Source organism: Bradyrhizobium sp. (assembly GCF_017881085.1).
Lineage (GTDB): Bacteria > Pseudomonadota > Alphaproteobacteria > Rhizobiales > Xanthobacteraceae > Bradyrhizobium.
This window is the reverse complement of the sequence record NZ_JADGRI010000158.1, coordinates 1-11,822: the sequence shown is the minus strand read 5'-3', so window position 1 is coordinate 11,822 and position 11,822 is coordinate 1. Positions and strand designations below refer to the sequence as shown.

10 protein-coding genes are annotated in these 11,822 nt (G+C 63.0%); 5 read left to right on the top strand and 5 right to left on the bottom strand.

Annotated features, from left to right (window positions below; all coding sequences use genetic code 11):
* The first annotated feature begins 13 nt into the window (after positions 1-13).
* Together QZ213_RS16015 and QZ213_RS16010 are read left to right on the top strand one after the other, a co-directional pair.
* Positions 14-1,747, top strand: coding sequence for an ABC transporter permease subunit (locus QZ213_RS16015; RefSeq protein ID WP_291687064.1), 1,734 nt, complete (start codon positions 14-16; stop codon positions 1,745-1,747).
* A gap of 12 nt (positions 1,748-1,759) precedes the next feature.
* Positions 1,760-3,070, top strand: coding sequence for a nitrate/sulfonate/bicarbonate ABC transporter ATP-binding protein (locus QZ213_RS16010; protein ID WP_291687063.1), 1,311 nt, complete (start codon positions 1,760-1,762; stop codon positions 3,068-3,070).
* Between the two features lie 162 nt (positions 3,071-3,232).
* On the opposite strand, the gene QZ213_RS16005 is transcribed toward QZ213_RS16010, so the two are convergent.
* From QZ213_RS16005 to QZ213_RS15995, 3 genes are all read right to left on the bottom strand, one after another.
* On the bottom strand, positions 3,233-4,858 hold the full coding sequence (locus QZ213_RS16005) for an FMN-binding glutamate synthase family protein (protein ID WP_291687062.1): 1,626 nt from the start codon (positions 4,856-4,858) through the stop codon (positions 3,233-3,235).
* A 329-nt stretch (positions 4,859-5,187) separates the two neighbouring features.
* On the bottom strand, positions 5,188-5,331 hold the full coding sequence (locus tag QZ213_RS16000; protein ID WP_291687061.1) for a hypothetical protein: 144 nt from the start codon (positions 5,329-5,331) through the stop codon (positions 5,188-5,190).
* Between the two features lie 171 nt (positions 5,332-5,502).
* Positions 5,503-6,276: a ferredoxin--NADP reductase gene (locus tag QZ213_RS15995; protein ID WP_291687060.1), complete on the bottom strand. Its 774-nt coding sequence runs from the start codon at positions 6,274-6,276 to the stop codon at positions 5,503-5,505.
* Between the two features lie 322 nt (positions 6,277-6,598).
* Between QZ213_RS15995 and QZ213_RS15990 the strand changes: the two genes are divergently transcribed.
* On the top strand, positions 6,599-7,543 hold the full coding sequence (locus tag QZ213_RS15990) for a RimK-like protein (protein WP_291687059.1): 945 nt from the start codon (positions 6,599-6,601) through the stop codon (positions 7,541-7,543).
* Between the two features lie 129 nt (positions 7,544-7,672).
* On the opposite strand, the gene QZ213_RS15985 is transcribed toward QZ213_RS15990, so the two are convergent.
* Both QZ213_RS15985 and QZ213_RS15980 read right to left on the bottom strand, forming a co-directional pair.
* Positions 7,673-8,599 (bottom strand): amino acid ABC transporter substrate-binding protein, encoded by a 927-nt coding sequence (locus QZ213_RS15985; RefSeq protein ID WP_291687058.1) that lies wholly within the window; start codon positions 8,597-8,599, stop codon positions 7,673-7,675.
* Between the two features lie 12 nt (positions 8,600-8,611).
* On the bottom strand, positions 8,612-9,907 hold the full coding sequence (locus tag QZ213_RS15980; protein ID WP_291687057.1) for a dicarboxylate/amino acid:cation symporter: 1,296 nt from the start codon (positions 9,905-9,907) through the stop codon (positions 8,612-8,614).
* 208 nt (positions 9,908-10,115) lie between these two features.
* Here QZ213_RS15980 and QZ213_RS15975 point away from each other — a divergent pair, with 208 nt between their 5' ends.
* On the top strand, positions 10,116-11,117 hold the full coding sequence (locus tag QZ213_RS15975) for an NADP-dependent oxidoreductase (RefSeq protein ID WP_291687056.1): 1,002 nt from the start codon (positions 10,116-10,118) through the stop codon (positions 11,115-11,117).
* Positions 11,118-11,261: 144 nt separating this feature from the next.
* Positions 11,262-11,822: hypothetical protein (locus QZ213_RS15970; RefSeq protein ID WP_291687055.1), on the top strand; the 561-nt coding region annotated here is incomplete at its 3' end.

The window sequence follows — 11,822 nt, the reverse complement described above, 5'->3', positions numbered from 1 at the left end:
CAAGGCGGCTCTGATGGCCCTACAAGACATGCGCGCGCCAACCCTGGGGCAAGCGCTGCGGCCCAACATCTGGGACCTGGTGGCGCTGATCCTGGTGATCGGCGCCATGGTGCTGATCGTCTATGGCGGCGAGCAGACCGCGCTACCGCTGTCGGCGCTTGACGTCGCCCCGGTCTCGCTAGATCCCGCCAATCTGCCGGTCTATGCGCTGCGAACCACGCTGCGGATGCTGCTGGCGATCGTCTGCTCGATTGTATTCACCTTCATCTATGCGGCGCTGGCGGCCAAGAGCCGGCGCGCCGAGATGGTGCTGATTCCACTGCTCGACATCCTGCAGTCGGTGCCGATCCTCGGCTTCCTGACCTTCACCGTCGTGTTCTTTCTGAATTTGTTTCCCGGTCGCGTGCTCGGGGCCGAACTCGCCTGCGTGTTCGCGATCTTTACCAGCCAGGCCTGGAACATGACCTTCAGCATGTACCAGTCGATGCGCAACGTGCCGAAGGATCTGGAGGAAGCCACACAGAGCTTTCACCTCTCTGGATGGCAGCGCTTCTGGAGGCTTGACGTTCCGTTCGCGATGCCCGGCCTGATCTGGAATACGATGATGTCGATGTCGGGCGGCTGGTTCTTCGTGGTGGCCTCGGAAGCGATCACGGTCGGCAACACCACCGTCACCCTGCCCGGCATCGGCTCCTACGTCGCGCTCGGCATCCAGAAACAGAACCTGCCCGCGATCGGCTATGCCATCCTGACCATGCTGCTGGTGATCATCGCCTACGACCAATTGCTGTTCCGCCCCGTGGTGGCGTGGGCCGACAAATTCCGCTTCGAGCAGATCGCATCGGTCGCAGCACCGTCATCCTGGATGCTCGATTTGTTCCGCCGCACCCGCGCGCTGCGCGCTCTGACCTATCCGTTCGCGGCGCTGAACAAGGCGGTCTCCAACCTGCATATCACGCTGCCCGCCGCCCTGCGGGGATCCGTGAGGCACGGCCCGCCCTCGCGCGTGGTCGACGCGGCTTGGCTCGCTCTGATCGTCGCAAGCACGACCTATGCGGCCTGGCGGGCCTATCAATATCTCTCGGCGAGCCTGAGCCCGTCGGACGTTCTCAGCGCCGTCGGATACGGCTTCCTGACGCTCCTGCGCGTCATTGTGCTGATTGCGCTCGCGACCCTGATATGGGTGCCGGTCGGGGTCTGGATCGGGTTGCGGCCCAAGCTCGCCGAACGGATCCAGCCGCTGGCGCAGTTCCTGGCGGCGTTCCCGGCCAACCTCGCCTTCCCCGTGTTCGTGGTGATCATCGTCCGCTACGGCCTGAACCCGAATATCTGGCTCAGCCCGCTGATGATCCTGGGCACGCAATGGTACATCCTGTTCAACGTGATCGCGGGCGCGAGCGCCTTTCCGAGCGACCTTCGTGAAGCGGCCGGCTCTTTCCACCTCAAGGGATGGCGCTGGTGGGTCAAGGTCATCCTGCCCGGCATTTTCCCCTATTATATCACCGGCGCCATCACCGCCTCGGGCGGATCGTGGAACGCATCCATCGTCGCGGAAGTGGCGAGCTGGGGCGACACCCATCTGACGGCCACCGGTCTCGGCGCCTATATAGCAAGCGCGACCGAAGCCGGTGACTTCCCCAGGGTTGTGCTCGGCATCGCCGTGATGTGCATCCTGGTGACGCTGTTCAACAGGCTCTTGTGGAGGCCGCTTTATGCCTTCGCCGAGCGCCGTCTTCGCCTCGGCTGACCGGAGAAAACCATGCTCGACCAAACCAAGCCCGCCAGCCTGATCGATATCCACGGCGTCTGCCGGTCGTTTCCGAAGGGCAGCGGCGAGGAATTGCTGGTGCTCGAGAAAGTCGACCTGACCATCAAGTCGGGCGAGATCGTCGGCCTGCTCGGGCGCTCCGGCTCCGGCAAATCGACGCTGCTGCGCATCATCGCCGGCCTGATCACGCCGTCCTCGGGCGACGCCAAATGCCGCGGCGAGACCATCGTCGGGCCGCCGAACGGCGTCGCCATGGTGTTCCAGTCCTTCGCGCTGTTTCCCTGGCTGACGGTGCTGCAGAACGTCGAACTGGGACTGGAGGCGCTCGGGATCGACAGCGCCGAACGCCGTACGCGCGCGCTCGCCGCGATCGACCTGATCGGTCTCGACGGATTCGAATCCGCCTATCCGAAGGAATTGTCCGGCGGCATGCGCCAGCGCGTCGGATTTGCCCGCGCGCTGGTGGTGCATCCGGACCTGTTGCTGATGGACGAGCCGTTCTCGGCGCTCGATGTGCTGACCGCGGAGACGCTGCGCACCGATCTGGTCGATCTCTGGATCGAAGGCCGGCTGCCGATCAAGTCGGTGCTGATGGTGACTCACAACATCGAAGAAGCGGTGTTGATGTGCGACCGCATCCTGGTGTTTTCCTCCAATCCCGGCCGCGTCGCCGCCGAGATCAAGGTCGACCTGCCGCACCCGCGCAACCGTCTCGATCCGGTATTCCGCCAGCTGGTCGACAGCATCTATGCGCGCATGACCCAGCGGCCCGAGCCGAAACTGCCGTCAGTGGAAGGCATTGCAGGCGCCGGCGTCGGCATGGTGCTCAACCACGTCTCCTCCAACGTGCTGTCCGGCCTGATCGAGACGCTGGCGGGGCCTCCGTATAACGGGCATGCCGACTTGCCGGTGCTGGCGGGCCATTTGCAGCTCGAGGCCGACGAGATCTTCCATCTCGGCGAAGCCCTGCAACTGCTGCGATTCGCACAATTGAGCGAAGGCGACCTGATGCTGACGGACGCCGGAAAGCGCTTTGCGCATCTGGAAACCGACGCGCGCAAGAAATTGTTCGCCGAACACCTTGTCAGCTATGTCCCGGTGATGGGCCTGATCCGCCGGGTGCTCGACGAACGGCCCTCCCACGCCGCCCCCGCCGCGCGCTTCCGCAACGAACTCGAAGACTACATGTCGGAGGATTATGCCGACGAGACACTGAAGACCATCGTGTCATGGGGCCGTTACGCCGAGCTGTTCGCCTATGATGAGCAGACCGAGTCGTTCAGCCTGGAAAATCCGCATTGAGCCAATCTGCCCGTCATTCCGGGGCGACGCCAACGGGTCCGCGCATGCGCGGCCCGATGACAGGCTCCGCGTCGAACTCTGGTGTGCAATTGCACATCAGAGAATCTGGCCCAACGACTTCTGGATTCCGGGTTCGCGCTGCCGCGCGCCCCGGAATGACGGCTATGAGGCCGGCTGGAACGAATCCGCGCGCGCCATGGCCCAGGCTTCGCGGTAGCGGGAATCGCTGGTGCCGTCGATCAACTCGCCCGGACGCAGCGTCGGATAAAGTGTTGCGAACGACCGCACCTCGGTGGTCGAGGTCCGCTGCGAGAAATGGATCGGCCGTAATTGTTGCGGATGTTCGAGCCCGGCGGCGGCGAGCAACTCGGCCAACGCATGCAGCGTGGCGTGGTGATAATTGTAGACCCGCTCGATCTTGTGCGGCACCACCAGCGCGCGGTTGCGCGTCGGGTCCTGCGTGGTCACCCCGGTCGGGCAGCGATCGGTATGGCAGGACAGCGACTGGATGCAGCCGAGCGCAAACATGAACCCGCGCGCCGAATTGCACCAGTCGGCGCCGATCGCCATTGCGCGCGCCATGTCGAAGGCGGTCGCGATCTTGCCGGCGGCGCCGATCTTGATGCGGTCGCGGGCATTGATGCCGACCAGCGCGTTATGGACGAAATTGACGCCCTCGCGCATCGGCATGCCCATATGGTCCATGAATTCCAGCGGCGCCGCGCCGGTGCCGCCTTCATTGCCGTCGACCACGATGAAGTCGGGATAGATCCCGGTCTGGATCATCGCCTTGCAGATCGCCAGGAATTCCCAGGGATGGCCGATGCACAGCTTGAAGCCGGCGGGCTTGCCGCCGGAAAGCCGCCGCATGTCGCCGATGAAGGCCATCATTTCCAGCGGCGTCGAAAACGCCCGGTGATAGGCCGGTGAGATGCAGTCCTCGCCCATCGCCACGCCCCTGATCTTGGAAATCTCCTCCGAGACCTTCGCCGCCGGCAGCACGCCGCCGTGGCCCGGCTTGGCGCCCTGGCTGACCTTGAGCTCGACCATCTTGATCTGGTCTTCAGACGCGATGCGGGCGAATTCCTCCGGATTGAACGAGCCGTCGCGGTTGCGGCAGCCGAAATAGCCGGAGCCGATTTCCCAGATGATGTCGCCGCCGTTTTCGCGATGGTAGGGACTGACGCCGCCCTCGCCGGTGTCATGCGCGAAGTCGCCTTTCTTCGCGCCGGCATTGAGCGCGCGCACCGCGTTGGGGCTGAGCGCGCCAAAACTCATCGCCGAAATATTGAAGACCGATGCCGAATACGGTTTGGCGCAATCCGGGCCGCCGATGGTGATGCGAAACTTTTCCGCGGCATGTGCCTTCGGCGCCACCGAATGGTGGATCCATTCATAGCCCTCGCGATAGACGTCTTCCTGGGTGCCGAACGGCCGCTTGTCGAGCACCATCTTGGCGCGCTGATAGATCACCGCGCGGGTGTCGCGGGAAAACGGCATGCCGTCCTTCTCGCTCTCGAAGAAATACTGCCGCATCTCCGGCCTGATCTCTTCCAACAGGAAGCGCAGATGCGCCGAGATCGGATAGTTGCGCAGGACGGCGTGGCTCTTCTGCATGAGATCGCGAATGCCGAGCGCGGTCAGGCCGCCGAAGATCAGGATCGGTATCAGCACCAGATCGAACACCTTGCGGTCGACGATCCCGAGGCCCAGAAGCAGCCCCGTGACGACGGCGCAGATCGTCAGCACAATGAAGCGTGGCGAGAACGGAAGCAGCAGCGTTTCCATGGCACCCCTCGGGCAGATCCTGCCGTGTTATTCTTTTCGGCCGCACCCTAATCCAACTATTGGAACAATGCTGTAAACAATATCTGAAGCAGAGGTCGTGGATATGACGGCCGTCAGGCTAGCGAATCCGCGAGGCCCCGATCAATCCATCCCGCGACGGACGCGCTTTTTGCAGTGCAGCGTGGGCTTGCCCATTCGAACTGTTAGACCCTCATGGTGAGGAGGCGCGCCAGCGCCGTCTCCAACCATGAGGCCTCATCCTTCGAGACGCGGCGAAGACGCCGCTCCCCAGGACGAGGGCCGAGATGGGAGTCCCGGGATCGGATGCCTCAATGACTATGCGGGCGCATCTTGTGGGGAATGCCGCGCTTCTCCAGGCCGTTCTGCGCCAGCCACGCATCGGTCGACCGGACGGCGCGCTCGATATCATCCGACGTGCGCGAGAAGTCGTAAGGCGAGCCCACCTGGGGCATAATGGCAGCAACACGACATGTTCGACGTCGGAGCCGCGGGCCTCGATTTCATCGATGCGCGTTGCCTTTTGTCGCGGGCCCGGAATCCATACTCCGATCGTGGTTACGGATTCCGGGCTCATCGCTATCGCGATGCCCCGGAATGCCGGCCGAGAGAGGCTACGACTTAACTCAGCGCTCGACGAATGCCTTCTCGATCACGAAATGGCCGGGCTCGTTGCCAGACCCTTCGGCAAAACCGCGCGCCTCGAACATCTGGCGCAACTCTTCCAGCATGCCCGGGCTGCCGCACATCATGATGCGGTCATGGGCGATATCCAGCGCCTCCTGGCCGATATCATTGAACAGCTGTTCCGACGTGATGAGGTCGGTGATGCGGCCGCGATTGCGGAACGGTTCGCGGGTGACGGTCGGATAATACACGAGCTTCTCGGCCAGGAGCGGTCCGAACAATTCGTCGTCGCGCAATGTTGCAACCAGCCCTTCGCCATAGGCGAGCTCGGAGACCTGCCGGCAGCCGTGCACCAGCACGATGTTCTCGAACTTGTCATACACGTCCGGATCCTTGATCAGGCTCGCGAACGGCGCGAGCCCCGTGCCGGTCGACAGCAGCAGGAGACGCTTGCCCGGGATCAGGTTGTCGGCGACCAAGGTGCCGGTCGCCTTGCGGCCAACCAGGATGGTGTCGCCTTCCCTGATCTTCTGCAGCCGCGAAGTCAGCGGCCCGTCGGCGACCTTGATCGAGAAAAATTCCAGCTCGTCCTCGTGATTGGCGCTCGCCATCGAGTAGGCGCGCAGCAGCGGGCGGCCGTCGACTTCCAGCCCGATCATGGCGAACTGTCCGTTGAGGAATCGAAAGGCGGAATTGCGGGTGGCCCGGAAGCTGAAAAGCGTATCGGTCCAGTGGTGGACGGAAAGAACTTTCTCTCGATGGAATGCGCTCATGTGTTTTGGTTTTTCCGATTGGCCCGATGCAGAACGAACGAGTTGTTTGGCCCCGAAAGAGGCTAAAAACCCCTGCAGCGATTGAGGATTTGGCGTTTTACCTACGCCAATATCGGAGATAGTCAACCGGCGCCGGCGCGCAACTGAAGAGCCAAAAGCGACTGGCTTTGTTTTGCAAGAGAGGCGCAAAATATCCTGATCGTGCGGCAAGGCCGCGCGCAATTAACTTGCTGAAACCGGCGTCGCACGGGCAATAAATTGCTAAGATATGGCTTCGGCCCAACAGCCCCATCCGCCCTTGCGGCAACGGAACGGTCTTGTGATGCTTAACAGCCAGCGAATATTCGTGGATGCCGTCAGGAAATATTGCGCCGCCCACGGCATCGGGATCGAAATCAGGTCCCAGGGCTGGCTCATCATCATGCGGCGCGGCGCGAGCCGGCATCTCGCCTTCGGGTACGATCTCGGATTGAACAGCGCGGTGGCGCACCGAATCGCGAACGACAAGGCCGCCACCGCGGAAGTGCTGCAGACGTGCGGCGTCGCCTGCGTCGCACACTCGTTGTTCCTGAGCCCGAAGATGAACGAGTACACTCCGCCGCAGCGCTCATGGGAAGCGATGCTGGCGCTGCTGCGGGAAAATCCTGCCGGCGTCGTCGTCAAGCCCAACGAGGGCACCAGCGGCGATTCCGTTTTCAAGGCGTCGACCGAGCCCGACCTTGAGCTTGCCGTGCACAGGATCTTTTCTTCAAGCCTCGGTCTTTCGATTTCGCCTTACGTGGAAATCGAAAACGAATTCCGCGTGGTCTTGCTCGATCACCAACCAATGGTCGTTTACAGCAAGAACCGTCCGGCGGTCACCGGCGACGGCAGACGCTCGCTGCTGGAACTGGCGCTCGCGGCGACGCCCGCTGGACAGCGATCGACGGTCTTGCCGGGCATGCTCGGCGATCTCGATCGGGCCGCGCTCGACGCGATCGTGCCCGCGGGCCAGCGGCGCGTCCTGAACTGGCGGCATAACCTCGATTCAGGCGCAGAACCGGAACTCCTGGCGCAGGGTGAAGTCAGGAAAGCCTGCGTTGAAATCGCCGTGCAGGCGGCGAAGGCGATCGGGATACGATTCGGATCGGTCGACGTCGTTCAGGTCGACGGCGCCTTCAAAATCCTCGAGATCAATTCGGGGGTGATGATGGAAGCGCTGGGCAGGCAGCACCCCGATCTGGTGTACGCGGCCTACAGTGCCGCGCTGGACAAGGTGTTTGATTAATCGTGTCCGGCCTTGAGCCGGGACCCAGCCGCCGATGCGGCTTGGGGCGGGCGGTAGCAACTACCACTTCCCAAAATCGACAGGCCACGGCGTATGGGTCTCGGCGTTCGCCGGGACGACGCGTGAAAACTAATTGCTCGTTCCCTCGGTGTCGTTGAGCACCTTGAAGGCTTCCTCGAGCTGCGGCGAGATCTCGACGTTGAGTTTCTCGCCGGTCGGCAGCCGCGCCATGAACCATTTGTTGTAAAGCGGAATGAGGTCGCGGTTCGAGCCGAGCTTGCGGAAGGTGCGCTCCACCACAGCCGCCAGTTGCGGTTCGCTCTTGCGGAACATGATGCCGTAGGGGTCGTAGGAGAGATAATCGCCGGTGACGCGGAACTTGTCCTGCGCCTTGTGGCGGGCGATCAGGCCGTAGAGCAGGATGTCGTCGGTCGCGAACGCATCGGCCTTGCCGTCGACCAGCATCTGGTAGGACTGTTCGTGGTCGGGCGAGGCGATGATGTTGAGACCGAGCGCGAGCTTCTTGTCGACGGCGTGCATCGCCTGCTCGTTGGTGGTGCCCTTGGTCACGACAACGGTCTTGCCCTTCAGGTCCGCCGCCGCCGAGATGCCGGAGGCCTTCGGCACCATCAGCTTGGTGCCGGCCACGAACATCAGCGGCGAGAACGCCACCTGCCTGGCGCGCTCGGCGTTGGCCGTGGTCGATCCGCATTCAAGATCGATCTTGTTCTGCACCACCGCCGGAATGCGATCGTCCGAGGTGACCTTGACGTATTCGATTCTAAGATTGGCGTCGTCGATCTCGACTCCGATTTCGTCGACGATGGCCTCGCAGAGCTCCAGGCTGTAGCCGATCGGCCGGTTGGCCTGATCGAGGAACGAGAACGGCGGCGAAGCCTCGCGATAGCCGAGACGCACCACATGCGCCTTCTTGATGTTGGCAAGCGTCGGGCTCAGCCCTTCGCCGCCGGTCTGCGCGTCGACGGCCGTGGTCAGCGCGCATGCCGCGAGCAACAGGCCGCAGGCCCCGATCGTCCGCCCGATGGCTTGGCGCATGAATCGCTCCCGTCAATGACCGGCCATCGCGGGAATTTCGCCGGGGATCATGTCGGGCGGCACCACGTCGTCGGGACCAAGCGCATGCTCGGGGGCGAGTTCGCCCTCCCACTTTGCCACCACCGCAGTGGCGAGCGAATTGCCGATCACATTGGTGGCGCTGCGTCCCATGTCGAGGAAGGTGTCGATACCCATGATCATCAACAGCCCCGCCTCGGGAATGCCGAACTGGCCCAAGGTCGAGGCGATCACGACCAGCGATGCGCGGGGGACGCCGGCGACGCCCTTTGAGGTGATCATCAGAGTCGCGAGCATCGCAAACTGGGTGCCGAGCGACATTTCGATGTGATAGGTCTGCGCGATGAAGATCGAGGCAAAGGTGCAGTACATCATGGTGCCGTCGAGATTGAAGGAATAGCCGAGCGGCAGCACGAAGCTCGAGATCCGCGACGACGCGCCGAAGCGGTTGAGCCCTTCGAGCGTCTTGGGATAGGCGGCCTCCGAACTCGCGGTCGAGAACGCGATCATCAGGGGTTCACGGATCAGCCGCAGCAAATGGCCGTATCGTGGTCCGATGGCGACGAAGCCGACGACGACGAGGATGCCCCACAGGATCATCAGCGACAGATAGAAGCCGCCCATGAAGACGACGAGCTTCCACAACACCAGCAGACCGTTTTTCGCCACCGTTGCCGTGATGGCCGCCCACACCGCGATCGGCGCAAACAGCATGACATAGCTCGTCACCTTCAGCATGATATGGCCGAGGTCGTCGATCACCGAGAGGATCTGCTTGGAGCGCTCCGGCATGGCGCCGAGCGCGACCGAGAAGAACACCGCGAACACCACGATCTGCAGTATCTCGTTCTGCGCCATCGCGTCCGCGATCGAGGTCGGAATCAGGTGGGTCAGGAATTTCTCGATCGAGAACGCCGACACCGGCAATCCCGTCGATTGCGCCTTGTCCGGCAGCGTGCCCGGGAAATTGGCGCCGGGCTGCAGCAGATTGACCATCACGAGGCCGAGCAGCAGCGAGACGAATGAGGCGCTGACGAACCAGCCCATGGTTTTTGCAAAGATCCGTCCCAGCTTGGCGCCGCTTCCCATATGGGCGATGCCGCCCACCAGGGTCGCGAACACCAGCGGCGCGATGATCATCTTGATCAGGCGCAGGAACAGCATCGCGATCAGGTTGACGTCCGCTGCGATATCCGCCCGGATGTCGGGAAGATAGTTGAAGACCAGCGCCCCCATCACGATGCCGAGCGCCATCGCGATCAGGATGTACTGCGTAAACCTGTTGGACATATTCAGCGACCCCCAAAAGTTCCGGCGGTGCCGAGTTTGGCAGATTTCGGCAGCGGCGCAACACGCTTCAACCTCCCGGCGCGTTTGCCACGCGGTTCCCGATATGGGATGAACGTGCGCGGTCATCTGCGCAGTGCACAATCTGTGCAGTTGCGCGTTTCATGCGCGGCCGCTGCATCAAGAACGGCCACGTTGGGGAGGGAATGCCATGAGCGACACGATCAATCGTCAGGTCCTGCTGGTGGAAAAACCGTCCGGCAAACTTGGGCCGGAGCATTTCAAGATGGCGGAGGCGCCGATCCCGGAGCCGAAGGACGGCGAGGCCTTGTTGCGGGTGCGCTATATTTCGCTGGATGCCGCCAACCGCGCCTGGATGCACGGCGCGACCTATCGCGCGGCGGTCGAGGCCAACACCGTGATGGCCGGCGGCGGCATCGCCGAGGTCGTTTCGTCGAGGGCACCGGGACTTGCTCCCGGCGATATCGTGTTCGGCGACACCGGCTGGCAGGATTACGCGGTTGTGCCGGCAAAACATCTGTCCAGGATGCCCAAGCTCGAGCCGATGACGCATCTGTTGAGCGTCTACGGCATTGCCGGGCTGACCGCCTATTTCGGGCTGCTCGACATCGGCAAGCCGAAGGCCGGCGAGACCGTGGTGGTCTCGGCCGCCGCCGGCTCGGTCGGATCGATCGTAGGGCAGATCGCGAAGATCAAGGGCTGCCGCGTCATCGGCATCGCCGGCGGCAAGGACAAGTGCCACTGGCTGACGAGCGAACTCGGTTTCGACGCCGCGGTCGATTACAAGGACGGCGCGGTGTTCAAAGCGCTCAAGGCGGCCGCGCCAAGCGGCATCGACGTCTATTTCGACAATGTCGGCGGCGACATTCTCGAAGCCTGCCTCGCGCAGATGAACAACCGCGGCCGCATTGCCTGCTGCGGCGCGATCTCGCAATATGACGGCGTGCCGTCCGCGCACGGGCCGCGCGGCGTGCCCGGCCTCATCGTGGTGAAGCGCCTGATCATGCAGGGCTTCATCGTGATGGATTACATGGATCAGCGCGACGTGGCGTTGAAGGACCTGCAGTCCTGGGTCGCTTCCGGGAAATTGAAGGTCCAGGAAGACATCATCGACGGCCTCGAGAACACGCCGAAAGCGCTGATCGGACTGTTGGCCGGCGAGAACCGCGGCAAGCGGATGATCAAGGTGTGATCGTCGCCTGCCAAGAAGGGCAAGGCAGGATCCTGTGGCCGTGGCCGGCTGCCGGCGCGGGCGTCCGATCGCTAAACTTTGAGGGAACCAGGGCCGGGCCGGCAGGTCTTATGATGGCGTCAGCCATCGTGTATGCTTGGTGTCATGATGACCGAGAGCCAAACTCGACCCGCGTTCCTGGAAGTCGATTTGACTTCGCAGCAAGGCCTTGCGCTTCAGCGCGCAGTATCCGACCGATATGGCCCGACGATTGTTCAAGCCGCGCACCTGGCAAGCCGAATTTTTTTGCTGCGCTCGCCATGGGCGCCCGGGCTGCGCTTCGTCGGCGCCGAGACAATACCGCAACCGCTGGAGGGGACGGCTGGAGTTTCTTTCAGCCTCAGCGGATCGGGAGAGTTGCTCGAAGAGGCATTCGTTTCATGCGTCGGAGAGGGAGTTGATCGGCTCGCGCAGATCGAGCGCGCGGGTGACATAGCGACCATCGCAAGCCTTTCGGAGGTAGCTGCCCAACTGCCTCCCGAAGCGGCGGGTGTCTCCGTTCTGACGGCCGCGCCGCGGCTATCGTTTCGGCACGGATGCCGGCTTCGACCGGCGAGGCAACCAGCGCGCGGGAAGGTCGGCATCAAGAACCCCGTCACCTCGGGGACTATTCCCTCGCGGACAGGAATTTCGCCGGACGTCCTCAGCGCGCGCGGCATCCTCCGC

Bases quoted from the DNA above. Each gene is read 5' to 3' on its own strand.
- QZ213_RS15975 (WP_291687056.1), top strand. From the start codon at position 10,116: ATGAGCGACACGATCAATCGTCAGGTCCTGCTGGTGGAAAAACCGTCC.
- QZ213_RS15995 (WP_291687060.1), bottom strand. From the start codon at position 6,276: ATGAGCGCATTCCATCGAGAGAAAGTTCTTTCCGTCCACCACTGGACC.
- QZ213_RS15990 (WP_291687059.1), top strand. From the start codon at position 6,599: ATGCTTAACAGCCAGCGAATATTCGTGGATGCCGTCAGGAAATATTGC.
- QZ213_RS15980 (WP_291687057.1), bottom strand. From the start codon at position 9,907: ATGTCCAACAGGTTTACGCAGTACATCCTGATCGCGATGGCGCTCGGC.
- QZ213_RS16000 (WP_291687061.1), bottom strand. From the start codon at position 5,331: ATGCCCCAGGTGGGCTCGCCTTACGACTTCTCGCGCACGTCGGATGAT.
- QZ213_RS15985 (WP_291687058.1), bottom strand. From the start codon at position 8,599: ATGCGCCAAGCCATCGGGCGGACGATCGGGGCCTGCGGCCTGTTGCTC.
- QZ213_RS16015 (WP_291687064.1), top strand. From the start codon at position 14: ATGGCCCTACAAGACATGCGCGCGCCAACCCTGGGGCAAGCGCTGCGG.
- QZ213_RS16010 (WP_291687063.1), top strand. From the start codon at position 1,760: ATGCTCGACCAAACCAAGCCCGCCAGCCTGATCGATATCCACGGCGTC.
- QZ213_RS16005 (WP_291687062.1), bottom strand. From the start codon at position 4,858: ATGGAAACGCTGCTGCTTCCGTTCTCGCCACGCTTCATTGTGCTGACG.